25 protein-coding genes and 1 pseudogene are annotated in these 25,305 nt (G+C 36.9%); 14 read left to right on the forward strand and 12 right to left on the reverse strand.

Going from position 1 to position 25,305, the window contains the following annotated elements; genetic code table 11:
* From H6F47_RS16300 to H6F47_RS16310, 3 genes are all read right to left on the reverse strand, one after another.
* Positions 1-422: helix-turn-helix domain-containing protein (locus H6F47_RS16300; protein ID WP_190650040.1), on the reverse strand; the 422-nt coding region annotated here is incomplete at its 3' end.
* A 359-nt stretch (positions 423-781) separates the two neighbouring features.
* Positions 782-1,999, reverse strand: a complete 1,218-nt coding sequence (locus H6F47_RS16305) for a HetZ-related protein (protein WP_137667993.1) — start codon at positions 1,997-1,999, stop codon at positions 782-784.
* A 372-nt stretch (positions 2,000-2,371) separates the two neighbouring features.
* Positions 2,372-3,031, reverse strand: a complete 660-nt coding sequence (locus H6F47_RS16310) for an L-threonylcarbamoyladenylate synthase (RefSeq protein ID WP_096570043.1) — start codon at positions 3,029-3,031, stop codon at positions 2,372-2,374.
* A 114-nt stretch (positions 3,032-3,145) separates the two neighbouring features.
* Between H6F47_RS16310 and larC the strand changes: the two genes are divergently transcribed.
* Complete coding sequence (gene larC, locus H6F47_RS16315) at positions 3,146-4,471, forward strand: nickel pincer cofactor biosynthesis protein LarC (RefSeq protein WP_137667992.1); 1,326 nt, start codon at positions 3,146-3,148, stop codon at positions 4,469-4,471.
* A gap of 166 nt (positions 4,472-4,637) precedes the next feature.
* On the opposite strand, the gene H6F47_RS16320 is transcribed toward larC, so the two are convergent.
* Positions 4,638-5,240 (reverse strand): hypothetical protein, encoded by a 603-nt coding sequence (locus H6F47_RS16320; protein WP_137667991.1) that lies wholly within the window; start codon positions 5,238-5,240, stop codon positions 4,638-4,640.
* A 392-nt stretch (positions 5,241-5,632) separates the two neighbouring features.
* Between H6F47_RS16320 and H6F47_RS16325 the strand changes: the two genes are divergently transcribed.
* The 7 genes from H6F47_RS16325 to H6F47_RS16355 all read left to right on the forward strand — a co-directional run bounded on the left by H6F47_RS16325 (position 5,633) and on the right by H6F47_RS16355 (position 10,547).
* Positions 5,633-6,571 carry a lysylphosphatidylglycerol synthase domain-containing protein gene (locus H6F47_RS16325; RefSeq protein ID WP_190650042.1) on the forward strand — a complete coding sequence of 313 codons (939 nt, stop codon included), beginning with the start codon at positions 5,633-5,635 and terminating at the stop codon, positions 6,569-6,571.
* A 73-nt stretch (positions 6,572-6,644) separates the two neighbouring features.
* The gene (locus H6F47_RS16330) at positions 6,645-7,229 is read left to right on the forward strand and encodes a Uma2 family endonuclease (RefSeq protein WP_187041021.1); all 585 of its coding nucleotides are present in this window, start codon (positions 6,645-6,647) and stop codon (positions 7,227-7,229) included.
* Between the two features lie 616 nt (positions 7,230-7,845).
* On the forward strand, positions 7,846-8,010 hold the full coding sequence (locus tag H6F47_RS16335; protein ID WP_190650044.1) for a hypothetical protein: 165 nt from the start codon (positions 7,846-7,848) through the stop codon (positions 8,008-8,010).
* A 68-nt stretch (positions 8,011-8,078) separates the two neighbouring features.
* Positions 8,079-8,288, forward strand: coding sequence for an NAD(P)H-quinone oxidoreductase subunit L (ndhL, locus tag H6F47_RS16340; protein WP_096572750.1), 210 nt, complete (start codon positions 8,079-8,081; stop codon positions 8,286-8,288).
* Between the two features lie 36 nt (positions 8,289-8,324).
* A complete protein-coding gene (locus tag H6F47_RS16345) occupies positions 8,325-8,624 on the forward strand; it encodes a DUF3007 family protein (RefSeq protein ID WP_187040425.1) in 300 nt (99 codons plus the stop codon).
* Positions 8,625-8,828: 204 nt separating this feature from the next.
* Entirely contained in the window at positions 8,829-9,632 is an 804-nt protein-coding gene (trpA, locus tag H6F47_RS16350) for a tryptophan synthase subunit alpha (protein WP_190650046.1), read from the forward strand.
* Between the two features lie 255 nt (positions 9,633-9,887).
* On the forward strand, positions 9,888-10,547 hold the full coding sequence (locus H6F47_RS16355; protein WP_096570032.1) for a heterocyst differentiation related protein: 660 nt from the start codon (positions 9,888-9,890) through the stop codon (positions 10,545-10,547).
* Between the two features lie 66 nt (positions 10,548-10,613).
* Here the strand turns inward: H6F47_RS16355 and H6F47_RS16360 are convergent, their stop codons facing one another.
* The gene (locus H6F47_RS16360; protein WP_190650066.1) at positions 10,614-12,509 is read right to left on the reverse strand and encodes a serine/threonine protein kinase; all 1,896 of its coding nucleotides are present in this window, start codon (positions 12,507-12,509) and stop codon (positions 10,614-10,616) included.
* 166 nt (positions 12,510-12,675) lie between these two features.
* Here H6F47_RS16360 and H6F47_RS16365 point away from each other — a divergent pair, with 166 nt between their 5' ends.
* Positions 12,676-13,164 carry a hypothetical protein gene (locus H6F47_RS16365; protein ID WP_096570028.1) on the forward strand — a complete coding sequence of 163 codons (489 nt, stop codon included), beginning with the start codon at positions 12,676-12,678 and terminating at the stop codon, positions 13,162-13,164.
* A gap of 92 nt (positions 13,165-13,256) precedes the next feature.
* Here the strand turns inward: H6F47_RS16365 and H6F47_RS16370 are convergent.
* Positions 13,257-13,586, reverse strand: a pseudogene (locus H6F47_RS16370) (hypothetical protein); the annotation flags it as partial.
* Positions 13,587-14,078: 492 nt separating this feature from the next.
* Here H6F47_RS16370 and mgtE point away from each other — a divergent pair.
* The 3 genes from mgtE to H6F47_RS16385 all read left to right on the forward strand — a co-directional run bounded on the left by mgtE (position 14,079) and on the right by H6F47_RS16385 (position 17,236).
* Positions 14,079-15,428, forward strand: coding sequence for a magnesium transporter (gene mgtE / locus H6F47_RS16375; RefSeq protein WP_190650050.1), 1,350 nt, complete (start codon positions 14,079-14,081; stop codon positions 15,426-15,428).
* A 111-nt stretch (positions 15,429-15,539) separates the two neighbouring features.
* A complete protein-coding gene (locus H6F47_RS16380; RefSeq protein WP_190650052.1) occupies positions 15,540-16,535 on the forward strand; it encodes an aspartate carbamoyltransferase catalytic subunit in 996 nt (331 codons plus the stop codon).
* Between the two features lie 248 nt (positions 16,536-16,783).
* On the forward strand, positions 16,784-17,236 hold the full coding sequence (locus H6F47_RS16385; protein WP_096570018.1) for a hypothetical protein: 453 nt from the start codon (positions 16,784-16,786) through the stop codon (positions 17,234-17,236).
* 212 nt (positions 17,237-17,448) lie between these two features.
* Here H6F47_RS16385 and H6F47_RS16390 read toward each other — a convergent pair whose 3' ends face one another.
* Positions 17,449-18,258 (reverse strand): prohibitin family protein, encoded by an 810-nt coding sequence (locus tag H6F47_RS16390; RefSeq protein ID WP_096570016.1) that lies wholly within the window; start codon positions 18,256-18,258, stop codon positions 17,449-17,451.
* 357 nt (positions 18,259-18,615) lie between these two features.
* Here H6F47_RS16390 and H6F47_RS16395 point away from each other — a divergent pair, with 357 nt between their 5' ends.
* Entirely contained in the window at positions 18,616-18,861 is a 246-nt protein-coding gene (locus tag H6F47_RS16395) for a hypothetical protein (protein ID WP_137667897.1), read from the forward strand.
* 188 nt (positions 18,862-19,049) lie between these two features.
* Here H6F47_RS16395 and H6F47_RS16400 read toward each other — a convergent pair whose 3' ends face one another.
* The 4 genes from H6F47_RS16400 to H6F47_RS16415 all read right to left on the reverse strand — a co-directional run bounded on the left by H6F47_RS16400 (position 19,050) and on the right by H6F47_RS16415 (position 22,837).
* On the reverse strand, positions 19,050-19,604 hold the full coding sequence (locus H6F47_RS16400) for a DUF1634 domain-containing protein (RefSeq protein ID WP_137667896.1): 555 nt from the start codon (positions 19,602-19,604) through the stop codon (positions 19,050-19,052).
* 2 nt (positions 19,605-19,606) lie between these two features.
* Positions 19,607-20,443 (reverse strand): sulfite exporter TauE/SafE family protein, encoded by an 837-nt coding sequence (locus H6F47_RS16405; RefSeq protein WP_096570011.1) that lies wholly within the window; start codon positions 20,441-20,443, stop codon positions 19,607-19,609.
* 231 nt (positions 20,444-20,674) lie between these two features.
* Positions 20,675-21,316: a cadmium resistance transporter gene (locus H6F47_RS16410; protein ID WP_096570009.1), complete on the reverse strand. Its 642-nt coding sequence runs from the start codon at positions 21,314-21,316 to the stop codon at positions 20,675-20,677.
* Between the two features lie 66 nt (positions 21,317-21,382).
* Entirely contained in the window at positions 21,383-22,837 is a 1,455-nt protein-coding gene (locus H6F47_RS16415) for an APC family permease (protein WP_190347305.1), read from the reverse strand.
* Positions 22,838-23,559: 722 nt separating this feature from the next.
* On the opposite strand from H6F47_RS16415, the gene H6F47_RS16420 reads away from it, so the two are divergent.
* Positions 23,560-24,252: a hypothetical protein gene (locus H6F47_RS16420; RefSeq protein WP_242027411.1), complete on the forward strand. Its 693-nt coding sequence runs from the start codon at positions 23,560-23,562 to the stop codon at positions 24,250-24,252.
* Between the two features lie 152 nt (positions 24,253-24,404).
* On the opposite strand, the gene H6F47_RS16425 is transcribed toward H6F47_RS16420, so the two are convergent.
* Positions 24,405-25,082, reverse strand: a complete 678-nt coding sequence (locus tag H6F47_RS16425; protein ID WP_190650054.1) for a phosphatase PAP2 family protein — start codon at positions 25,080-25,082, stop codon at positions 24,405-24,407.
* Positions 25,083-25,305: the final 223 nt, after the last annotated feature.

Consider the following 25,305-nt stretch of genomic DNA (forward strand, 5'->3'; position numbering starts at 1 on the left):
TCATAAGTTTTTATCCAACCAATTACGGGTACTTTTACCTTTCTGTAGTCAATTTTTATGACACCATCTAAGGTAAAAGAATCATGTTTACCCTTTTTCTTAAACTTAGGAAACCCTTTACTTTTTTTGAAGAAAGATTTAAAAGCATCTGACAAATATCTTAATGCGTATTGAGGGGCGCATTTAGACACTTCATAATACCAAGGATGGGTAGATTTAATGGCTGCTACTAACCATTTGTGTAAATCTATGGCTGTGGGAAATTTGATTTTTTCTTCAGGATTAAGTTTATTATGTAATAATACCTGTTGACAAAGTGCTAACCCTTGATTCCAAGCGTGTCTGGCTACTCCTGCGTGTTGCGCCAGTAGTAGTCGTTGTTGCTTGTTAACTTTGAGTTGGGTTTTGAATCCTAGTAGCATACAGTGATTTTACTGTAATTCTGTCACAAAGCAAAAGATGACAGGAAATTTTCAGTAAATGTGAGTATTTGTTAGTATTGGTTAAGAAAACAGTAACTAGCTACTAACCCTTGCCTAAAGGACGGTTAAGTTTTGGAGCGTGGCGTAAAAACTTAACCTCAAGGGTTTTCAGCCTTTGTTCTTATAAAAGAAGTCGGGGATCTTAATTTTTTTTGATTTTTATTAATTTTTAATGGTGATAACTACTTCTCTAATTCTCCCGTGATGGGGGAGAAATAGAGGAGAATGTTATTTTGTAGAAACAGGTGTATAAGGTGGCTAGGTATGCAGATAAATGTAACAATTTCACCAGAGAATGATCAGGCCTTAACTTCAACATTACCGTTGCGGATAGCCCAAGCTAATTCTAACATTTGAGTCCAGCGTTTTTGTAGCTGTTTGGGAGTGCATTGTACAGCCTTAGCGATCGCCTGATCACTTTCCTTCGCAGTTTTTAAGTTAAAAATTTGCTGTTGTTGTTCAGTCAATTGATTCCAGAACACTTCCCATTGTTGAGAAGACAAACCCAACTTATGTTCTAAACCAGCACCCAACCATTGATGTACTAATTGCCAATGATGCTGTTTAGCAAACTTCTCAACATGATATTTAAATCTTTGTTGCAAATAATCACGCTGACGACTGGTTAAACCTAAAATTTGGTCAATTTCTGGTGCAGACAAATCTTGAAGTTTCAAAGACAAATAATTCATACAGTCAGATTGACCTTGAGACTCCAGATATTTCATCAACTCAGTAATTACGCGATCGCGTTCTGACTCCTCAGAAGGATCAAAACTAGGTTTAGCAACCATCTGGGATCTAATCTGCTGCACTGCTAAATTACGTTGATAAGATTCCGCTTCTTCAGTTTTAGCAGAATCAACCGCCATTTCAATATCAACAGTCGTTTCCTGGGGTTGACGACGAGCAAAACCTTGAGCGCGTAACACGATCAACTGTTGATTCGCACCACCAGGTAAATTAATTCGACGTTTGGCATACTGCTCCGTAAACGCCATATACTCAGCTAATTGTAACTGAGTCCGGGGAGTATAATCTTCAGCTAATTCATTTTCCCGACGAAAAGCTTTAATCGCTTCGATATAAAAAGCTTGGAGAAAATCCTCAATCAGATTATAACGAGCTTCAAAACCCAATTCTGAGCCAGCAAGAGTAACGTGGCGATAAACAATAGCACCTAAACTACTATGTAACTCTACCCTTCCTTGTCGTGAACCCAACTGATAGTAACGCAGGCACTTTTGTAAACGATGTCTTGCTAAAGTAATCTGCCAAGACCTAACTTGCCCAGAAGTTTGAATGCGGGAACTTTTATCACATATCCGTTCTACTTCTTTAGTGATGCGTTTGGCTACAGCTTGGACACATCCAGATGAAGCCTTGACTTGAGACTGCATTTCCTGACAAAGAAGCTGTACTAAAGTCTCAGAATTAGTAACTGATAAATCTTCATTTGAAACATCACTATCAAAAGCAGGTGTAGAATTTGGCAGATTGACGAGGTTAGCTTTCATGACTTTTCCTGGAGTTGGTATTGCACCTTAACTAAAACGCAGACACAGTTCTTAAGTCCAGTCATCATCAGAGAATCTTGGTGACATACATCTATCAAGACTCCCCGCAAACACTGTTGACATATAAGACTGTAGGAAATTTCAGAAGTTAAGGGGCCTGTCAAGTGTGTCGCTTTTTTGATCAGCAACCAGATTAAAGGTGAGATATCGGTATGGAGAAGACGCTAAAAATGATTCAAACCCTAGCAATGCTAAGATTTGCCACCATCTCATTTTCCCTGATCCCAGCGTTTTTTGGTATGACAATTTCAAAATTGGAGTATATTTATCACAAATTACGAAACAGAGGGTTGAATCTGTAAAGCTGAATTATTATACCCAAACTGCTGCGGCTTCCCAACCTAAACCCCTCCGTGTAATTATTGGTTCTTCATCCGTCAAGTCTAAAATGGTAGACACTTGATTCGTAGGTTCTTCACCTGTATCAATAATGATGTCCACCAAGTTATCTAAACGGTCAAATAGCTCTACCCTTGACAGAATAGATTCAGAATCTACTCCTAATATTTCATCATCTGTGTCATTGTGTGGTAAATGTGCCGAAGTGGAAATAATCGGATTTCCTAACGCTTCCAGCAATGCCAAACATACCCTATGATCTGGCACGCGGATTCCTGTTGTTTTTCGCTTAGGACTTTGCACCAGTCGCGGTACTAACTTGGTAGCAGGTAGCAAAAAAGTGTAAGGACCTGGTATCAGACGCTTCATAATCCGATAGGCTGTATCACTTACGAAGGCATAAGTAGACACATTAGAAAGTGAAGGACATAAAAAAGTCAGTGGTTTATCATTGGCTAACTGCTTAATTTGTCTCACTCTTTCCACCGCCGACTTAGCATTCAAATCACAACCAATGGCATAGACTGTATCAGTAGGGTAGAGCATGATAGCGCCACTAGAAAGCGCCAACTTTATATCCTCTATACGGCGGTTTTGAGGGTTATCAGGATGAATTTCAAAAATCTTGGCCATGACTGGGGATTAGGGACTGGTGACTGGTGACTGGTGACTGGTGATTGGGTAGAATTAACTAATGACTAATGACTAATGACTAATGACTAATGATTAATGACTAATGACTAATTTATGCTTAAAATTGTTTATTTTCAATGTCCCACTGGAATATCTGGTGATATGTGTCTGGGTGCTTTGGTAAGTCTGGGTGTTCCCGTAGAGTATCTGATAGAAAAACTCAATGGTTTAGGAATTGAGCAGGAATACCAGTTACGGTCAGAACTTGTCCACAGACAAACACAACAAGCAACTAAGGTTCATGTAGACCTAGTACATCACCATCACCATCACCATCATCATGAACACTCTCATCATCATGGCCGTCACCTGCCAGAAATAGAAGAGATGATTGTCAAAGCCAATCTACCATCACGGGCAACAGCTTGGAGTTTAGCCGTTTTCCGCCAGTTAGCAGTGGCAGAAGGGGCAGTTCATGGCATTGAACCGGAAAAAGTTCATTTCCATGAAGTTGGTGCTGTAGACGCGATTGTGGACATTGTGGGGACTTGCGTGGGTTTAGATTGGCTAGGTATCAATACAAATAAAGAAGGATTACCTTTAATATACTGTTCACCGTTTCCCACTGGTGGGGGAACTGTTCGTGCGGCACATGGACAAATGCCAGTACCAGTACCCGCAGTTTTGAAGTTGTGGGAAATGCGGAGTTGTCCAGTTTATAGCAACGGCATTGATAAAGAACTGGTGACACCCACAGGGGCAGCGATCGCCACTACTTTAGCTAGAAGTTTTGGTTCACCACCACCAATGATCCTCAAACAAGTAGGATTGGGTGCAGGTTCTCTTGATTTACCCATCCCTAATATACTACGGCTGTGGATTGGTGAAAGTTCAAATCTTCAAACCACTGTTACAGATGTTGCTAATACTCATCACCATTCAGAACATCATGCAGAGCATCATGCAGAGCATCATTCAGAATCACATTTAGAACCTATTTCAGTTTTAGAAACCCAAATTGATGATTTAAATCCCCAAGCGATCGGTTATATTTTTGATGCTTTATTTGCGGCTGGTGCGGTGGATGTCTTTACTCAAAGTATAGGGATGAAAAAATCACGTCCAGGACTTTTATTAACCGTGATTTGTCATCCAGAAAATTTAGCCATTTGTGAAGAAATTTTATTTCGTGAAACTACAACTTTAGGGATTCGTCGCACAACTCAACAACGCCGTATTTTACAACGAGAAATACAACAAGTAGAAACCCCCTATGGTAAAGTCGCTGTCAAAGTTGCCTGGAAAGGAGAAGCAACAGCAAAAGTCATTACCAATGTGCAGCCAGAATATGAAGATTGTGCAGACTTAGCACGAAAACATAATATTCCTTGGCGGGAAATTCAACGTTTGGCTTTACATAATTGGTATAGTCACAATTAACAACATCACACAAAATCAAAAATGTCAGAAGTCAGGAGTCAACAGTAAAACCCTATTGTAGTAAGACTTTGATGATCCATTGATGTCTTAACTACTCTGTGTAAGGCTATAGGTACAATATCTAATTATTCTTCTGTAACTCCTGACTCCTGTATTCTTCTTAATATCAATGCGCTTCTTGTAAAGTCCTGTTTATTGCTTCTCCTGTATCTTCTGCTCGACGTTGAATATTTCTACCGATGTCTTCAGTTCCACGTTGTACATTTTTAGTTAAGTCTTTGACTCCTCTTTCCACATTTTCCTGAAGATTTTCCATTCCTCTTTGAGTACCCTTGGTTACTCCTTCTCGCAATTCTTCCGCTGAACTTCCCACATCTTCACCTAAGTTTTTCACCCGTTCACCAAAAGGTGTTCCTTCTCGATAATTACGAATATATTGATCAGTGCTATCAATTCCCTTGCGTTCAATATTTCTCTGAGCATTTTCTATGAGTTGATCTGCTCTATATCTGGCTGCTTTTTCAGCTTCTCTTGCTCTGGGATCTACATCACTAAAGTTGTTCATTCCTCCTTGATATTTGGAAATAGGATAATCTTTTGTCGGATCATATCTTTTTGCATTTGGTGGTTGTGCCGCTGGTTGTGGTGGTTGTCCCGCTATATTAGGACGATTACAAGCTTGTGCTAAACATAGGAATGTTAACGCCAAAAATATGCTTAAAATTTTCAATGGTCGCAGATTTTGTAACCAATTAGTTAGCCTTTTCATCTTATCCTCCTTGTATTTTTTCGACTGCATAAAAGCATAAAAGCTGAATCACAAAAGTCTATTTACTTACTGCGGGATTTTTCTGTAATTCAGGTCTATTGCTTGCTTTATCTGCTTTTTATTTTAAAAATCCTGAAGCTTTTTCTACTGACTATTACTGATTACTGATTACTGATTGCTGTGCTGAATACTTACATAGTTTGAGTTTGATTTATTTAGGTTTGATTTATTTACATGGAAAACCTGATATTATTCTAAGGATTTTTAAATCAACTCTACCTCTAGCTTAGGTGACATTTTAGTGGTGATTAATTTTTGATTTTATCTAACTATAGGGAGATATTATTTAATATAATGATCTTGCTCCATTTAATGCTTAAATTCTACAAATAATGAAAAAAGTTGTGAAAAACGCTTTACGCTGGTTCATTTTCGGGGGAACGCTATTTTTTTTAGGGAAAGCTTTAAAGGATAATTGGCTAGAAGTGAGTTCTATCCGTATAGATGCGGCCGGATGGGCAATTTTAACAATTGCTACTGGTGTAACTTTACTGGCACATACTTGGGCTGGTTGGATCTGGACTTGGATATTAAAAGAGTTTAATCAATCTGTTTCAACTTTTGAATTTATTCAAGTTTATTTAAAAACGAATATTGCTAAGTATTTACCTGGCAATGTTTGGCATTATTACGGGCGTATCTTGGCAGCTAAAAATGCTAATATTTCTACTGTTACTGCAACTTTAAGCGTTTTATTAGAACCTTTACTCATGGCTACTGCGGCTTTAATGACTGTTGTTTTGTTTGGTAGTCAATTGGCAGTTAATAACACTAATATTTGGGTACAAATTTTGCAATTTCTCAGTTTAGTTGTACTGCTGGGTGCTGTTCATCCTTTGGTTTTAAATCCCATAATTCGCTTTTTATATCGGTTAAAAAATCAAAAAAATCAAAATTCTACATCAGAAAACCAGTCTATTAATGGTTTAGGTCTGGAATGCTATCCTCTGCTTCCTTTGTTGGGTGAATTGATTTTTTTAGGATTACGGGGAACTGGGTTTGTTTTAACTATGTATGCTTTATTTTCTGTAAAATTAAGCCAAATTCCTTTATTATTCGGGGCTTTTAGTTTTGCTTGGGTTTTGGGTTTGGTTGTTCCCGGTGCGCCTGGTGGTTTGGGGGTGTTTGAAGCTACAGCGATCGCTCTTTTACAACATCGTTTTCCCGCTGCTTTGGTAATTAGTGCGATCGCTCTCTATCGTCTCATTAGCATTTTGGCTGAAACCGCTGGTGCTGCTTTAGCTTCCCTGGATGAACGTTTTTCCAGTTAGGTGATTGGTGATTGGGAAACAAGGGAACAGAAAATTATAATAAAAGTATTACCAATTACCAATTACCAAAAAAATGATCGCTGCTAAAGACAAAACCCCCCACCTCACCCCAGAAGAGTACCTGACCTGGGAACTCACCCAACTGGAAAAACACGAATATATCAATGGCCAAGTTTACGCTATGAGTGGCGGTAGCGTTAATCATAGCCGCATTGCCATTAGATTTACGACTATGTTTGATACCCATTTAGACGCTAGTAGTTGCATAACAGGTAACTCAGACCTCAAAGTTAATATCTTAGGTACTACTAACTACACCTACCCAGATGCCAGCGTCACCTGCGACGAACGGGACAAAACCAATATGCAATATATTACCTACCCCTGCTTAATAGTTGAAGTTCTTTCCAAAAGTACCGAAGCTTATGACAGAGGTGGTAAATTTAGAATGTATCAAAATAACCCAGCTTTAATAGATTATCTTCTAGTCAGTTCCACCAGCCTAGAAATTGACCTTTATCATAAAAACGAGGCTGGAGACTGGTTAATTATTAACTACAAACCAGGTGACACCATCCAACTTAAAAGCATTAATCTTAACTTTCCCCTTGAACAAATCTATCGCGGTTTAAATCTTGAACCAGAGAATGGGGAATAATGCTTTTATTCTATACTCTTACTCTTTATTTATAAAAAGTGGGAGTGGGGGGACTTGAACCCCCACGACCGTTTAAGGTCAACGGATTTTCATTCTCTCGCAGCTTTCGCTACTTCCTTACAGGTTTTGAGAATTGGACTCTCCCTTTACCCTCGTCTTAACGTTAGGGTAGCTCCCGTCGAGTCTCTGCACCTTCCCGGAATTTTAACTTTGAAATTTGAGTTTTGGATTTAACCCCAAAATCAATTCTCAACTCTAAAGGTTCTGGGCTTGGCTCAGGATTGCCATATCTGTTCACTTAGATTACAGATTTAGGTTTCCCTGAATTTGAGAGCTTCCACTTGAAAGATTTCTCTATCAAGGCTCAGTTTTCTAAGTCCGTAGCGTCTACCATTCCGCCACACTCCCAAAGGGTTTTTTGTTTAGGGTTTTTTGTTTTTGTATCTCAAAACACCCTTGGTAATCCTACCATTAACTGCGTTTTTTGTGCAAGTAGTTTGAAAAAAATTTTTTAACTTTTTTTTAAGTTGGATTTTTCACAAGCTACGGTGTTTGATGCACTCGCATTTAACAGGCGATTTTTATTATAACACAATTTTACCTGGTTTTTATAATTTTGCCAAGTATTTGGCAATTTTTTTTTCATTGTCAGCTACAACTCTTGAAAATAGGCAGGTTCAGGGGAGATAGGGAGATAGGGCAGGTAGGGGAAGAAAGGGAAGTTAATAACCCAGTCACCAGTCCCCAATCACCAGTCCCCAATCACCAATACTTCCCTTAGTTGACAGGTTGGGCATATCATGGGTAGTAGATGCACCAAATGGTATTCTCAAATCTAAACAAAGAATTATGGTTGTAGCACTACTGTATTTAGCTTTAGCGGGAGCTTATCTTCTGGTAGTACCAATGATTGTGATGTTTTATCTCAAGCTGCGTTGGTATTCTGCCAGTTCTGTAGAACGTGGATTCATGTACTTTTTGGTGTTTTTCTTCTTTCCGGGTCTGTTGCTGCTCTCCCCAATTGCCAATGTTCGACCCCGGCGCAGACAAATTGTTTAATTTGTTCACTTAGTATATTGGTAGGTCATAACTCTCATGCGACGTATTGATGCAATCGGTATTACTTTGGGCGTTTTTTTGGCTGGTGGACTGGCTTATGTAGGATTACAGTTAGTCGGTTTAGATGTCCAAGACGCTGGAATTTGGAGTCAAGCTTTACTGGTTGTGGGTTTGATAGGTTGGTTAGCCACATATCTTTTCCGTGCAGGGAGTAAAAAAATGACCTACCATCAACAACGGGAAGAGTATGAAAAAGCGTTCTTAGAAAAGCGACTAGATGAACTCTCTCCCGAAGAATTGGCGAAATTACAAGCTGAAATTGAATCAGGTGATTAGTGACTGGGGATTGGGGACTGGGGACTGGTGACTGGGGACTGGTGACTGGGGACTGGGGACTGGGGACTGGGTAAGATGAATAACCCAATTACCAATTACCAATTACCAATTACCAATTACCAATTACCAATTACCAATTACCAATTACCAATTACCAATTACCAACTACCTGATAACTGACCACTGACCACTGACCACTAACAAATGACTGCAATTTCTCGTTGTTTTGAAACTTTAAGACGGAATCACGAGTGCGCTCTGATTCCGTTTATTACTGCTGGTGATCCTGATTTAGAAACTACTGCTCAGGCTTTAAAAGTTTTAGATCGTTCTGGTGCGGATATTATTGAACTGGGTGTTCCTTATTCTGATCCACTGGCAGATGGTCCGGTGATTCAAGCTGCTGCTACCCGCGCTTTACAAAAGGGTACTACTTTGGATCAGGTACTGGAAATGTTGCAAGCTACTACTCCCAGTTTGCAAGCGCCAATTATTTTATTCACTTATTACAATCCAATTTTACACCGAGGAATTGATAAGTTTCTGGGGCAAATTAAGGCTGCTGGTGTGGCAGGTTTGGTAGTTCCTGATTTGCCTTTAGAAGAGGCAGCAGGGCTACTGAAACCAGCGAGTGAGGTGGATCTTGATTTAACACTGTTGGTAGCTCCTACCAGTTCTGCTGAGAGAATTGAAGCGATCGCCAAAGCATCCCAAGGTTTTATCTATTTGGTAAGTGTTACCGGGGTAACGGGAATGCGATCACAAATGGAAAGTCGTGTTTCTGACTTACTCACACAAATTCGCAGTTTTACAGATAAACCCATTGGTGTTGGTTTTGGAATTTCCGATCCTGAACAAGCGCGGCAAGTGCGAGAATGGGGAGCGGATGCAGCCATTGTTGGTAGTGCGGTGGTGAAGCGTTTAGCAGAAGGAACACCAGAACAAGGACTCTCGGCGATCGCTCAATTTTGCCAAACTCTCAAGCAAACAATCACAACTCCCTCTTGATGATTTGGGAAAAGTAGATTAAAAAAGATAACAGCGTAGTTTTTTTATCATTCCCTGGTGGACAATTTGACTGATATAGTCTTGAATATTAACAATACATACCAGGCTGAAAAAAAACTACCTGATATATTTGCTTATAGGTTGAGTCCTATGTGAATTAAAACTAGGCAATAAATTTATGAGTGTGAGAGAGAGTATAATATTGTGTCAGTCACAATTAAATTATGGTTTGGTATTAGTTGAGGGGTAAATTTTATGAGTGAAAGTATGGCATTTATCGGCGGAGTGGCTGTAGCTGGTTTAGCGGCTCTCCTGTTGCTCAAAGGAACGAATACCCCTATACAACAACCTAACTTTGCTGTGGCTCCACAAATGCCATCTGCTGTTGTAGCGCCCCAATTGATGCAGCCTTCAATGCAATATCCCCCTAACTATGGGCAACCAGTATATCCTAACCCCCAACCCATTGCACCCAATTCCGACCAACGTCTGGAAATGGAAAAGCTGAATATGCAGATGGAGAAGTTGAAAACCGACAATGAACAACTAAGATTACAAAATCAGCAACTTCAAGGTCAGGTTCAAAATTTCACTCAACATCAGTGGCAGTTAGCTCAACAGCAAAATCAGCAAAAAGTCGCTGCTGCACTACCAGCTGAACAAAATCCCTGGTGGTCTTCACCTATAATTTGGGCTGTAGGTGGGGCAACTCTGACTATTGGTGGTGGTGTGGTTGTCGCTGGAGTTCTATCCCTGTTCTCTCCTAAGCAACGTCCTACCCGTACCGTCCAAGTAATTCACCCCTATCACGGACCCACACCTCCTTTAGCTACAATTAGACGGGCTGAATTTTTACCATCTTCCCGCCCAGAAACCAGAAGAGTGGAAACGGCAGAATACGACGAATTACGTTAATGGGTAATTGGTAATGGGTAATTGGTAATTGGTAATGGGAAAAAGAACATTTCCATTACCATCTGGTTAATTAGCACTATCTTCCTTTTCCTTAGTGGTGGATGTTTTGGAAGTATTTGCTTGATTTTGATTGGGTTTTTGGTCTTGGTTAGGAAGAACCTGTTTAGCAGCGTTTTCTGCGGCTTGTTTAAACAATGGTTCTAGTTTATTTTGCCAATATTTAATATTTGGTAATTTTTCGGGCTGGTCTCGATAAGCTAAAACTTTATCCCATTGACCATTATCAATAGCTTTATTAATCTCATTAGCTAGTGCTTCAGCCTTAGCCCAGTCTTGCTGCCATTGATTAATTATTTCCACAGTTTCTTTAATACCAGAAGCTGCATTTTGAGGAATGGTTTTGAGTTGAGCGATCGCCCCCGGTAAATCTCCTGATTCAAATTTCTGTCTAGCCGTTTCGACAATTTTTTTCTGCTCCTCACTAGTTGGAGATTTTTCAGATTTTACTGGGTTGGGAGTAGCAACAACAATTGGTTTTGGTTGTGGTTTGGGAACAGGTCGAGATGCAATTAAAGGCAGATCATCTACTGTTTGAATAGAAATTCCTTGATCCCGCAAACAAGCAATCCATTCATTATTATTAATAATAACATCAGAGTGCGCCCAAGCCAAACGACCAGATTTAAGTTTTAATTCTATCCAACCGCGTTTTGTTCTTTTACCAGTGACATCGAACTCACTAGCATCACCAAGAGTCTTTAAAATATTATCAGAATTAATCGCACTAGGTTCAGAACGGACATTAGAATTAGGCTTGACTATAGCCAAGCAATTTGTAGCTGAAGTGCTACTTTTCCCTGTCCAATTAGCAGCGATATTTTTCACATTTGGATATAAATTTGTTACCAAAGCTGCTGCACCACCAGCTAATAATAAACCAATGATCAAGGGTAATGGATCAGGTTTGTTATCCTGTTGTTGAATAACAGGTAGAGGAACAACAGGACTAGAATTACCAGGTGCAACTGCGACGGTTTGCTGTGAAAAGATTTGAGATAGTTTGCTGGTAGAAGCGAGTTTGGGGGGATGGTAGCTAACTTGTTTGGGAGCTTCGGAATAAACAGAAGATGTAGAAGTCATATTCACAAACTCTCTACAAGCTTGTAGTGCTTCTGTTGCAGTTTGGTAGCGATCCTTGAAGTGATAACGCACCATTTTACTGAGAATTTCCGCCAATTGATAATTGACAGGTCTAAAATGCTGCCAAATAATTTCACCGGTATCAGGATCTTCTGGAAATTGGTTAGCGGGTACTCCAGTTAAAGCTTGAATAGCAATAATTCCCAAAGAATAAATATCACTATTAGGACGGGGTTTACCTTGTCCTTGTTCTGTGGGCATATAGCCAGGAGTGCCTATAGCAACTGTAGCGGTGAGTTGTGCGCCAATAGAGACTAAAGGCGACCTTAATTGTTTAACTGCCCCAAAATCTACTAAAACTAATTTATAATCAGCAGCACGACGGATGATATTATCTGGTTTGATGTCACGATGAATTACACCTTGTTGATGGACAAATTCTAAAATTTCCAGCACTTCCAACAACAACTGCATCACCTGGTTTTGACTCCAAGGTTGGCCGGGTATCAGTTCTTCTGTGAGAGTATGTCCGTCAATATATTCTTGAACTAAGAAAAATTCTTGATTTTCGTCAAAATAAGCGAGTAGTCTGGGTATTTGGTCATGATTACCCAATTTTTCTAAAGTTTCTGCTTCGCTGTTAAATAGACGTTTAGCAGTTTCAAAGATTTTTTGGTCTGTGCTGGCAGGTTTAAGGTGTTTGACAACGCAGATGGGATTACCAGGCCGCCTAGTATCTTCAGCAATATAGGTTTGACCAAATCCTCCTGTTGCCAAAATGCGTATGACTTGGTATCTATGGTCTAGTAGTTTGCCAATCATCATTCCCTCCCCAGTTTTAACACCTAATTTTGCAAACGGTAATAAATATCTCCAAATTTTCTGTCCTGAGATCCGCTATCTTGAGAAAAGATTTAGACTAAAATTGCAGTTTTTTAATAAAAACAACAAATTGTTACTGTTTGTTTAGTATTTTTCTTAACTAACAATGCCACCTAAGATAACAAACTCTACCACATGGCAGCAAGCTGAAATCCTCATGCAACCGGCTTTTATTCGCGTTGTTGATAATATTCGTAAGCATCTGGATACATCCTCTTGGAAAGGAACTTACCATGATGTACTGATTTGGCCACCTGGTACAACTGATGAAACCAAGGCTATGGTGACACAGTTGTTGCAAGATATGGAAACTGCCACACCGGAAGAGGTGGAAGATATTAAGGCCAATCTTGCTTTGTTGCCTATGCCCCATCCAGGATACCATTTGCGCTTGCAACGTCAAGAACAGCAAGTGAATGTGGATTTGTGGGATCTGTGTTATCAAGTGTGTTTTGTCAATTACAGTCCAGAAAATACAGATGTTGATATTGATACTAATTTATTAGATGAGTTTGGGGAAGTGGATTGGCAACATTTGGAAAATAAGACTAAGCAGTTAGTTCAACAGGTATTTGACAGTTTACCAGAGGGTTAATTTCTGGGGGTGTAGGGTGTGGGGTGTTGTGTGGGATTATACATAAGGTATCAGGCAGGAGGCAGAAGGCAGAAGGCAGAAGGCAGAAGGTGTTAATTTTTTGAAGATGTGGATAATAAAACTTGATAAGGTTGGTTATTTTGTTCCCAGACTTGAATCAATTTGGTAATATCTACTTTTAAGGTTTTCTGATCTAAAAATTTACTATAGGTGAGATTTTCAAATTTAAGTGATAGATTAAATTTTAAAGATACCCATCTTAAATAACCTATCAATTTACCATTTTCCAAGAGATTTATAATAATTGGTTGATCAAGTTTAGAAAAATTATTAATTTTTTCTTCACTGCCAAATTCACGCATTAATTTATCAAGTGCAGGAGACGTAATTAACATAATTTCTAAATCATGATAATCAGTAAATAATAGGTTTTGACTTCATGAAAAAGTAATTGAACTGGTTGTTATCGCTGATGATGTTACAGTAAATTAAGATTATAGGTTTTCTTGCTTTTATCTTTATATTACCCGATTCTTACCACAAAACCCCTGAACATAGTGAAAACCAGATTTGTAACCAGAGATATCTCCATTGTGTAAAGATTTCCAGTAAAGTGCCTAATAGACTTAACACAGATTAATATAGTAGTAAAATCACTACATCTATACTATAAAAAATCAAGGCATCTAAAATATATATCTGTGTAAAATGATACAGTATAAATCATTATTACCAGGTTGTTATCAAATCAGCCCTTTCCGGGTTAGGATGATAACTTAATGATGACTTGATTAAATATCAATATTGAGTTCTGAAGATTTTATGGACAAAAGTCCACCAGATGGCAGTAGTATCCTCCCCTAAGCTGGCGAGAAAGTCTCCCAGCGAGGGGGAGACATTAGGAGGAATTTATTATGCTGACACAAGATGTTCGCAATTCATTGGATGTTGCTGACTTAAATCAATTAAAATGTGATTTAAATAATCTACAACCTGTGGATGTGGGGGAATATATTTCAGAATTACCTGAAAAACAAAGGGCGATCGCTTTTCGTTTACTGAACAAAAATCAAGCTATTGATGTATTTGAATATTTACCTACAGAAGTACAAGAAGAATTAATTAATTCTCTACATGATGTGCAAGTAGTACATATTGTAGAAGAAATGAGTCCTGATGAAAGGGCATACTTATTTGATGAACTACCAGCAGGAGTAGTTAAACGACTAATACAACAACTTAGCCCAGAACAAAGACAAGCAACAGCGACAATTTTAGGCTATGCTGAAGGTACTGCTGGCAGGGTAATGACAACGGAATATGTAAGGTTGCGTCAAGGTTTAACAGTAGGTGAAGCGTTAAGTAAAATTCGTTTACAGGACGAAGATAAGGAAACAATTTACTACGCTTACGTCACCGATGATAATCGGAAATTAGTTAGTGTTGTTTCCTTGCGTCAGTTATTATTTACTTTTCCCGAAGTCTTAATTAAAGATATTGCCAGCGCCCATGTTGTGAAAGTGAAAACAGAAACTCTACAGGAAGAAGCTGCCCGCATTATGCAACGTTATGATTTAATTGCTATGCCTGTAGTGGATAGGGAAGATAGATTAGTTGGGATTATTACCATTGATGATGTCATTGATATTTTAGAAGAAGAAGCAACAGAAGATATTCAAAAATTGGCTGCTGTTAGTGGTGATGAAGAAGCTTTATCTCCTCCCCATGTCACCATTCGTAAACGCTTGCCTTGGTTATTGGGTATCATGGCATTATATATAGGTGCTGCCAGTGCGATCGCTCCTTTTCAACAAGTCATTGCTGCTGTACCAGTGTTAGCCGTCATTATGCCCATATTTTCTAACACTGGGGGGACCGTAGGTATTCAAGCCTTAACCGTGACTATTCGCGGTTTAGGTGTAGGAGAAGTAACAGCAGAAGATACTGGTAAAATTCTCCGCAAAGAACTTTTAGCAGGTTTAGGAACAGCTATTGCATTAGGTGTAACAATGATCGCCCTATCTCTTATTTGGGCAAAACCGAATGAAAGATGGGTAGCTTTAGTTGCCGGCACAGTCATGGCAACGAATACAATGGTGGCGGTGAGCTTGGGAACCTTGCTACCAATGGGATTACAAAGGCTAAAATTAGATCCAGCTTTAATGAGTGGTCCATTAGTAACCACCATGCTGGATACTATCGGTTTTGTCACCTTCCTGAGCATAGTTTCTATTGCTTTGAAAGTCTTTCATTTACCAACTTAAAGGTTTGGTGATTGGTAATTGGTAATGGGTAATTGGTAATTGTTCATGACTACTGCTAATTACCTCAAAAATCCCAAATCCAAAATCTAAAATCTAAAATCCAAAATCTAAATGCCTACAACTACTTGGAATCGTCATCACATTCTTTCTGTATCTGACTTCACAATAGATGAGTATAATGCAGTTTTACAAACTGCCGCTTCATTTAAAGAAGTGTTATCACGCAGAACTAAAAAAGTACCCACGTTGCAAGGGCAGGTAGTGGCAAATTTGTTTTTTGAACCTTCTACCCGCACCAGAAGTAGTTTTGAAATAGCTGCTAAAAGGTTAAGTGCAGATACGTTAAATTTTGCTGCGTCCACATCTTCCATGACTAAAGGAGAAACAATATTAGATACTGCCAAAACCTATTTAGCAATGGGTACAGATATTATGGTAATTCGCCATAAAGAAGCAGGAGTACCCCAGGCGATCGCCCAAGAAATGGATCGTTTAGGTGAAAAAGTCAGCGTGTTAAACGCAGGTGATGGACAACATGAACACCCATCTCAAGCATTACTAGATTTATCTACAATTTGTAATTTAATTGATCCAGAAAAACCGAGAATTGAATTATTAGCAGGTAAAAAAATTGCCATTGTTGGCGATATTTTACATTCTCGCGTTGCCCGTTCTAATATTTGCAGTTTAACCGCTAGTGGTGCAGAAGTGCATCTAGCAGCACCTCCCACATTATTACCTAAATTCTTTGCTGAATATTTACAATTTACAGAAAATACAGAACGTTTATTTATCCATTGGCAACTAGAACCAGCTTTAGAAAATGCTGATTTTGTGATGACATTGCGTTTACAAAAAGAGCGCATGACAGCGCATTTATTACCAAGTTTAAGAGAATATCATCAATTATTTGGCATTACTAGAAATCGTCTAAAATCCTGTAAATCCAACGTGAAAGTTTTACATCCTGGACCAGTTAACAGAGGCGTAGAAATTAGTTCAGATTTAATGGATGATCCTGAATTTAGTTTAATTCAAGATCAGGTGACTAGCGGTGTAGCTGTGAGAATGGCATTGTTATATTTTATTGGTGGTGGTAGGGGTTAGCAAAAGAGAGTTAAGGCGGTTAGTTAGGTGTTTTTATGGTATCTAACTTTCACCTTAATTTTTACCCACATTCCGCACTTCATCAAGTTGTCTAGTGCTTCAGATATAAATAATATGTGTATTTACATAATTTATGCGGTCTTGCACACCATACTCATGTGCCAGTTGCGTCAGTCCTGCATTAATAACTATGGACTTTTTTTTGATTTAAAGTTAAAATACACTAATTTGATAGGAATAGTGTATTTATGAAAAATTTATCCGTAACCAGTCAAAACTTTGATCCCACTTTAGAAGAGAAAAAAGAAACCACCTCCCACCAACCAAGCAGCAATATTTGGAAGAAATTAAGAGGAGGGTTTTTTGTTGTTTTCGGATATTTGCTTTCTCCATTATGCTGGTGGAATGATTTATTATTCAATCTACCGATAGCGTACTTTTTTGGTTATGTGTGCAGTTTTTTGTCAGAAAATTTACTTTTACCTTGCACAATTATTGGTTACTGGTTATCAAATATTATTGGTATTCTCATGATGCAATTTGGAGCAGGTGATATTTTTCAAAAACAACCCCAGGAGCGTAATCTTAAAAAAGAGATATTCAATACTTTGATTTCTTCAACTGCATATACCTTATTAATTTTGTTTTTACTTCAGTTGAAAATTATTGATATTCCTCTAGAAATTTTCAAAAATTCATAAACAATAAAATCCCCAATTTTAACCAAGAGGGGATTTAAAATCAAGATTCATGATTAAAAAAATAACTGTAAGCATTCAGCTATCAGCTAACAGAAATAAGCTTTTTAAGGGTTAGACTAAAAATCACATATTGATAATCTACTGATTTATCCAATATTCTGACTCCTGACTCCTGACTCCTGACTCCTGACTCCTGAATTCTTACAAATAACTTAATTTTCACTTGCTGTAATTAACTGTTGAATATCGCCAATTTTAAAATCTTCTTTACCCACAATTAACGGTAATTTACCATTCCACTTTTCTAATGCTTGTCTTTGTAATAATTCTGGAGTCAAAATATTTTTTAATAAACTCAAAGATTCAGCTTCACCCTTGGCTAAATTTACCTTAGCTTCCGCTTCCTTAGCTGCTTTAATCGCTAAAAATTCCGCCCGTTTTGCTTCCTGTGCAGCAACTTGTTTTGCTTCTACAGCTTCTATAAACTGATCAGAAAAGTTGATATTAACTAAAGATACATCGTCAACTACAATATAATAATTATCTAATCTTTGTCTTAAAAAATTATCTAATTTATTTTTCACATCTTCACGTCTAGTAATGATTTCTTCTGCTGTATATTGAGCGACTATAGCTTTTACAACTTCTGCAATTGCTGGATCAATAATCATATCTATAATGTTTTTTTCATCGCCAATTTGTTGAAATACTAGATTTGTTTTTATGGGTTGAATATGCCAATTTAGCACTACTTGAGTAAAAATATTTTGTAAATCTTTAGATATAGACTCAGTAGATATAGATTGTTTTTGGATTCTAATACTTAATTTTTTAACTGTATTCACTACAGGAATAATTAAGTGTATTCCTTCGCCTAATACTGGATCTTGCACGTTTCCAAACTTCATTAATACACCACGCTCACCAGCATTAACTATAACAAAAGGAGTAACTAAAATAGTAATTAAACATATTAAAGCTGTGAGTTTACCTGCTTTTTTGAAAGTGTGATATTTTTTCATCTCGGTCGCATTCTTTGATCATGTTGATACAATATTCTGTAATTATGTCTATCGTGCAAAATTATATCATGACTTTAGTAACTATACACTAAATATACAAAAATACTGTAGTTAATAGTATATAGATTCCCGACTTCTTAAAGAAGTAGGGTATTCGGGTATTACAGCAAATTTCAATTTGAGTTACTGATCATTATAGTCAATTTGTATTTACCAGTGTTTCCAACTATGAGAATACTGAAAAATGTATTCACTAATACTGCATTTAAAGAGAGTTTATGAAATACTAACATAAAATTTTCTTAAATACCACTTGCATAATTTCTGATTGTTTTAATTCTAACTACCTGCTTGTATATGAACCAAGACCCTTATTTTCTCTCAGAAATATCTGATTTTCTTTATCCACGTAGTGCATATTATGGACAGTTTGAACCAGAATATTTATTATTTAATGCTCATCTTCAAGATTTTTCTCAAAGGGTGAACTACATTTGTGGTCTACAAACTGGTGGTAAACTTTCCCCAGAGGATGCTTATAAACAAATTCAGATTCTTTGGAAAAACTTAAAAATGACTAAGAAAAAATTGTTAATTTCCTAGTAATACCATTTCTGTAGAAGAATGTGCCAAATTTCTGAATCTCTTGCTTCCTTCTTTGTGTACTTTGTCTTCTTTGTAGTTATTTGATTCTTGAATTTGGTACACATGATTGGTATAAATATCTGATTATATCCCCGAATGACCAAAAAATTCGGGGATTTATCTACTGATTTTTTACCTATTACATATTAGTAGGCACTGAGCAAACTGTAAATAAGACTCGTTAACACTAAAGAAGTAATGACTACATAAATAAATTGTCGCAGGAATAAAAAAGTCAAAAAAGAAATAAGGACTCGTAAAACTGGAACAGCAATTAATATTAGAAGTCCTAGTTGAATAATTGCCCGCCGACTACCTGATAAAATTGCTGTGAATACGCCAATAGGTGAGCATAATTCAGGAGATGTACCACGAAATATATGATATTGAGCAGGTTCTGAACCGTGATTGATTAAATGTAATATTCCTCCTATAAATACTATAGAACTGGCAATCAAAACACCATATCTAAGTAAATTACTGAGCAGATTTTCTAATAATTGCTCACCCGGCAATTTTTCTATTTTATGATTATTTGCAATTACACCCTGATAATTGAGATGATTGACATGATGAAAATGTTGTTTTTCTAGTTGTTGAATATCTGAATCTGGTTCTTCAGATATTAAAGCTAGAGTCATTACTTCAGTTTCTTGTTGTATTGATGAAGTCCAACGAAAACCCGAATTTAATCTATACATAATTATAACCCCCCTATAAGACTGTTGTACACCATTTTGATAGCCATTACGACTAGCACAAGGCTAAAAATTATTCTCAATGTTTGGGTTTTAGCACCAATTAAAATTCTTGCTCCTAAAAAAGCGCCTGGTAAAACTCCCAACATTACTGGCATGGATAAACCAGGATCTATATATCCACGACTTAAATAAACACCGGCAGAAGCTGCTGCTGTAACACCGATCATAAAATTACTGGTGGTGGTGGAAACTTTAAAAGGTAGACGCATGGCTTGATCCATTGCTAATACCTTAAATGCTCCCGAACCAATTCCTAATAAACCAGAAAGCACACCGGCAATTAACATAATGCTAAACCCAGCAGGTAAGGCATTTATTTGATAAGGTATCACACCGTTAGGTGTGGGATAAGTGCCATTGAGTTGGAGATATTCCGCAATGGGATCTGGTTCGGCAATTTCTTGATTTTCTGCTTTTGGGCGTTGGGATAAATATGCTGAATAAATTAAAACAACTGCCAAAATAATTGTTAAGAATTTCACGGAAACAAAGGCAGCTAATAAAGCTCCAATCATTGCACCAATGGTAGTGGCAACTTCCAAAAACATTCCTAAGCGCAGGTTAGCAAATCCTTGTTTAATGTATGTAGATGCTGAACCTAATGATGTGGCAATTACTGAGACTAAAGATGCACCAACAGCATAACGAATATCAACACCAAAAACTGAAGTTAATAAAGGAACTATAACGACTCCGCCTCCTAAACCTGTTAATGATCCTACTAACCCAGCACTAAATGATCCCAGCCAAACTAATAAAGAAAATGTGAGTATAGTCAAAATTTTTTCCTCTTGGTGTATTAGTTATTATTGATGATTAATCATTCATTTGTCATTAGTTGTTAGCATTTTTTATTAATTGTTGAGCTACCAATATTTAACAGTCAGTAATAGGTAAAAATTAAAGATAAATTTCAGTTTGTAAATGTTTATTATGGAGTTATACAAACTTTAAATTTGATGCTTAACCTAAGTACTGATAACTAAAGGCTGATTTTGTTTTTTACGCTGTTATCTGTTAAGTACATTCATTAGACTTAAACTATGACTGTCAATGAAGACAAAAGTACCTAATCCAATCAAAACATAGGGCATGAAACGATGACCATATTGGGTGAAAAGATGGGCGATCGCCTGGTTATGAGTTAATTTATATGCCACATAACACAATAATCCCACGGACAAAAAGAACACACCCAAAATTAATAAAAGACTCTGCCAATTACTACTAGCAAATATCGGTACATAAATACTAATGTTGTCTGTACCATTAGCGAAAGTAATAGCAGCTACACTGTAAGTTTGCACATTAAAAAATTTAGCTAACAATGATTCATGAGATGTTTCTGTATTTGTATCTACATCTTCTGATTCTTCATCTTCGGAATTTAGTAAAGTTTTGATGCCGATGATGATTGGTATTAAACCAAATAAACCAATCCAAGGACGAGGTAAAATTAAACCGCCAAAGAAACCAGGTAAACTCACCAAAACTAAAGCTGTAAAACCTGCATATTGACCTAAAATTATATGCCATTTACGGAATTTCACATTTACTTGTGAAAAAAACAAAGTTAAGATGACTAAATCATCAATATTGGTGGCACTAAAAGCGGCCGCCCCTGTACTAATTGCTGTAATTACACCACTCATAGGAATTTGAGATTTGAGATTTGAGATTTGAGATTTGAGATTTGAGATTTGGGAAATTACCACCTGTTAATAGTTATTTCTTTCCGCAAAACTCGCATGAATTTCATCAACTCGTTGCTGCATTCCTGCTACTAAATGGGGGGAGCGTTGTTTTTTAATTAAAAACCAACTACAACTAGTAACAAGATAGATTAAAAACAAGTAAGGAAAAAGATTATAAGGAGCTTCTGGAACAGGAAAAAGATTACTACCAGGAATACCCACACTTCCTAAAATGGGAATCATCATAAAACCCACCGCCAACATAGAAAATACTATATCTATGAGACGGAGTTTATTAATTTTGTGTAGATAGACTGGAGCAGCAACAGAAATCAAAATATAAACAGTTAAAAAACCATAACTACAAATAGCACCCAAATATCCCATACACTCAAAGAGTTTGATGTGGAAAAAAGACATGATCGCCGGAACTAAAAATGTCAAAAATGAACACATTGTAACAGCAACATGAGGAGTTCTATTTTCTGTGTGGGCATGACCTAAAGACGCATGAAATAAACCATGACGTGCCATTAAAAAAGCTACTCTAGCAGCAGGGTTAATACTTCCTAAAATGCAAGCAAAGAAACTAAATAATGCTCCTAAACCTACTAATTCTCCTAAAAAACCAACTCCTACTTGTTGAGAAAGAAAACCTAAAGGTTCTTCTGTTTGAGTAATAGATACCCCAGTACCACTAAAACCCAAAACTTCTATGTAAGTAGTAGAAACAAAAAATAAACCTGCAAGGATAACACTACCCATCACTGCTTTAGGTATTGTACGTAATGGTTTTTTGGCTTCATCTCCTAAGCTAGTGGCACTTTCAAAACCAGAGAACCCAAACATAACTAAAACTAATCCAGTGGCTATATTACCGGGATTCACACCAGATAAAGTTAATTGAGACATATCTACAGCAAAACCTTTGTGCGCCCAAATAATCAGGCACAAAATGATAATTAAAACTAAAGAAACTACTTCTAACCACAGCATAGTTAGTGCTGAAAGTTGAATATCTTTATAAGCTGCATACCAAGAAATTCCCGCCCCAATAGCTAATAGTGTAATACTCGAAGGATGAATACCTAAATGGCTAATAAAAATCCCAAAAAAGTTAGCAAAACCACAAAGAACTGACATTCCTGTAAATAAATAAGCCAGTACCAAACTCCAACCACAAATTACACCTGCGGTTGCTCCTAAACCTTTGGTAATGTATGAGTATAAAGAACCAGGAGAAGCGGAACGACTGGCGAATTGGTTGATATTAATGCTAACTAATAATAATCCCATCAAACCAATCACAAAACTTAGCCAAGTACCATTTCCTGAGAGTGCCACAATCAAACCAATGTTAGATGCAGGTACAGTTGTTGGTGCAATAACCGCAAAAGATTGAGCTAAAACTTCTGAGAAAGAAAGGCAATTTGGCTTTAAGCCGTGAAAACTTGTAGGTGATTTAATTTCTGTGTTCATCTTCAGGATTCTCTATTGTGAAATGACGCATACATAGATGGACAATAGGGAGATTTTGATTTTTGTCTGAGTAATACCTAATGGCAAGTAATAAAAATTTACAAAAGTGTAAAGTTTTCCTTTTGTTGTGCATATTTACCAGCCAATTCCACAGAAATAAATCCCTGATCTGTATTGGATTATGGCTAATTTTTAGTTATACCTTCTAGGCTATTCAGACCTGTGATTTATGTGTACAAAATTCCCTTAAAGAATCTGTAGCTGCTGTTTATAGATTAACCCCATATCTATTCCTAGCAACTACTATTAGGATTTGTGTTTTCTTTGACAAATCAAATATTACATGATGCTTTGATATTATGCAAGTGGTTTATCTATTTTTTTCTGATATTTTTTGTAAAATTATTTTCTGTTGATAAATACTCAAAAGAGCATCGGATTTGGTGGGAATTAAATTTGTATAAAAAATTCTTTTCCAAGATTTAATAAAAGTATGTAAAAATACACTACTTAATCATGAGTTATTTAGAATGTTATATAGGTAAAAGCCTATAAAATTATAGATTTTTGAGATTTTTTAATATGCAAATTCAAGTTAATACTGGGTATTCTAATTGGCTAAATGATATTCTTGCCCATTTGAATTAATTATGATAATTTAAACTAGCGAACAGTTCAGTAAGTAGAAACATGATGGTTTTTTCATTTCTACTTTGGGTCAAATGGATAATCTAAATATTCTCAAATCAGGAATTACTGCCATGAAAAGTCTCAAGTATATATTGATGATTGCGTTATGCTGTATCAGTTTATTATTTTCTGAATCTGCGTTAGCAGATCCGCCCAGATATAAGAAAAATCCTGATTACATAGCCCTGAGTCAACAATTGAACCAGTTAGCAAATGCAAAAGCTACACAAACTTTACCCCAAGGCTATACACCAAAACAATTAGAGCAGAAAATCAGTGATTTAAAATTACAAAAATTAGCCTTTGAATCAGGGATTGATTGGGGGCAATGTATTAATAAAACAGGTAAAACAATAGCTATTTATGGACCAGAACCAAATTTAGAAGAAGATGATTATTCCCAAGGATCAGCTTTATATTTTTTAGGTGATAATCAGACAACCAAAAATAAATGGAATTGTCAAGGAGTTTATATACCTTCAGATGTTAAAGCTGTAGCTGTTGGTTTAGATGGAGAAAACCAAGAATTAACAGGTGATTCAATTGTTAAAGTTACTAATGGCACTAAGTTAGTTTTGACAACTAACCCAGATACAGGTGTTATTGAGTTTAGCCAAGCAGGAACACAAATTCTCAAACCTGGTGAAATTAACTGGTTTATTCCTAATGTTTCTCAGGCAATTGTAAATGCAAGAGTGATTAATGCACCTGCTCAAAAATCTTAATTTTTACTGGTTAGTAGTTATTAGTCATTTCATTAAGCATTTCATTAAGTATTCAGCTATCAGTAATCAGCTATTATTCATGATTTTCTTCTTTGCTGATGGCTGAATACTGACGGCTGAAGACTTATGGTTTAATAATTATGGTTTAATAATTATGGTTTAATAATTAAATTCATACCAATAGCCCAAGCTAAAGCAAGCATCCAACCTGCAAGTATATCACTAGGAAAATGAACTCCTAAATATAGTCTTGTCCAAGCAATAATTAAGAGGTAAAAACTACCAATAATTAAAACTAACCACCGCCAAGGATGATCCCAAGTTAAAATTACTAAAATTGCTACTAATGTCATACTTGTCATGGCATGACCACTAGGAAAAGCATAATCCAATTCTGGTGCTTTTGATATCCATAAATTAGGGCGTGTTCGCTGTATAATTTCTTTAGCTGTGTGATTAATAATTAAATTTCCTATAGCAGTAGTGATCAGATAATTAAAAGTTCTCCATCTGCGGTTACGTAATAAAATTATGGCGATCGCACTCAACACAGGAAATGCAGTCCAAAATGATCCCCACTTAGTTAACACTACTGCGATCGCATCTAGTTGAGGATTAGCTGTACTATGAATAGCCATCAAAATCGGCACATCCCAAGAAAAGCTATCTTTATTCTGCCAAATTTTCACCGCCATAATTTCCACAACTTGCAAAGGTAAATACACACCTATCAACATCAGCAACAAAGAACGCCAATTAGAAAACAGCAGGTTTTTGATCACCATAACCTTTGATGTGTGTTCCTCTTTCATCATTTTCATTTTATTCATAAGTTAAGAAATTAGCTATTAGTAACTAGCTATTAATAATTCAATACTTTTCGGTTAACCCTAAAACAACGACATAACGTAGGTTGGTTTGAGGAAAGAAACCCAACATTTACAAGGGTTTGTTGGATTTCCACACGGTAAACCCAACCTACAAAAATCCTTAATCTAACAGTATTGCCTCAAAATCAATATTATTACACTGCCAAAAGCGCAAATTACACAA

The sequence above is a fragment of the Sphaerospermopsis sp. FACHB-1094 genome (assembly GCF_014696195.1).
GTDB lineage: Bacteria > Cyanobacteriota > Cyanobacteriia > Cyanobacteriales > Nostocaceae > Sphaerospermopsis > Sphaerospermopsis kisseleviana.

Excerpts from the sequence above, each read along its gene's own strand:
- H6F47_RS16305 (WP_137667993.1), bottom strand. The coding sequence starts at position 1,999 with ATGAAAGCTAACCTCGTCAATCTGCCAAATTCTACACCTGCTTTTGAT.
- H6F47_RS16310 (WP_096570043.1), bottom strand. The coding sequence starts at position 3,031 with ATGGCCAAGATTTTTGAAATTCATCCTGATAACCCTCAAAACCGCCGT.
- larC (WP_137667992.1), top strand. The coding sequence starts at position 3,146 with ATGCTTAAAATTGTTTATTTTCAATGTCCCACTGGAATATCTGGTGAT.
- H6F47_RS16320 (WP_137667991.1), bottom strand. The coding sequence starts at position 5,240 with ATGAAAAGGCTAACTAATTGGTTACAAAATCTGCGACCATTGAAAATT.
- H6F47_RS16325 (WP_190650042.1), top strand. The coding sequence starts at position 5,633 with ATGAAAAAAGTTGTGAAAAACGCTTTACGCTGGTTCATTTTCGGGGGA.
- H6F47_RS16330 (WP_187041021.1), top strand. The coding sequence starts at position 6,645 with ATGATCGCTGCTAAAGACAAAACCCCCCACCTCACCCCAGAAGAGTAC.
- ndhL (WP_096572750.1), top strand. The coding sequence starts at position 8,079 with ATGGTTGTAGCACTACTGTATTTAGCTTTAGCGGGAGCTTATCTTCTG.
- H6F47_RS16345 (WP_187040425.1), top strand. The coding sequence starts at position 8,325 with ATGCGACGTATTGATGCAATCGGTATTACTTTGGGCGTTTTTTTGGCT.
- trpA (WP_190650046.1), top strand. The coding sequence starts at position 8,829 with ATGACTGCAATTTCTCGTTGTTTTGAAACTTTAAGACGGAATCACGAG.
- H6F47_RS16355 (WP_096570032.1), top strand. The coding sequence starts at position 9,888 with ATGAGTGAAAGTATGGCATTTATCGGCGGAGTGGCTGTAGCTGGTTTA.
- H6F47_RS16360 (WP_190650066.1), bottom strand. The coding sequence starts at position 12,509 with ATGATTGGCAAACTACTAGACCATAGATACCAAGTCATACGCATTTTG.
- H6F47_RS16365 (WP_096570028.1), top strand. The coding sequence starts at position 12,676 with ATGCCACCTAAGATAACAAACTCTACCACATGGCAGCAAGCTGAAATC.
- mgtE (WP_190650050.1), top strand. The coding sequence starts at position 14,079 with ATGCTGACACAAGATGTTCGCAATTCATTGGATGTTGCTGACTTAAAT.
- H6F47_RS16380 (WP_190650052.1), top strand. The coding sequence starts at position 15,540 with ATGCCTACAACTACTTGGAATCGTCATCACATTCTTTCTGTATCTGAC.
- H6F47_RS16385 (WP_096570018.1), top strand. The coding sequence starts at position 16,784 with ATGAAAAATTTATCCGTAACCAGTCAAAACTTTGATCCCACTTTAGAA.
- H6F47_RS16390 (WP_096570016.1), bottom strand. The coding sequence starts at position 18,258 with ATGAAAAAATATCACACTTTCAAAAAAGCAGGTAAACTCACAGCTTTA.
- H6F47_RS16395 (WP_137667897.1), top strand. The coding sequence starts at position 18,616 with ATGAACCAAGACCCTTATTTTCTCTCAGAAATATCTGATTTTCTTTAT.
- H6F47_RS16400 (WP_137667896.1), bottom strand. The coding sequence starts at position 19,604 with ATGTATAGATTAAATTCGGGTTTTCGTTGGACTTCATCAATACAACAA.
- H6F47_RS16410 (WP_096570009.1), bottom strand. The coding sequence starts at position 21,316 with ATGAGTGGTGTAATTACAGCAATTAGTACAGGGGCGGCCGCTTTTAGT.
- H6F47_RS16415 (WP_190347305.1), bottom strand. The coding sequence starts at position 22,837 with ATGAACACAGAAATTAAATCACCTACAAGTTTTCACGGCTTAAAGCCA.
- H6F47_RS16420 (WP_242027411.1), top strand. The coding sequence starts at position 23,560 with ATGGATAATCTAAATATTCTCAAATCAGGAATTACTGCCATGAAAAGT.
- H6F47_RS16425 (WP_190650054.1), bottom strand. The coding sequence starts at position 25,082 with ATGAATAAAATGAAAATGATGAAAGAGGAACACACATCAAAGGTTATG.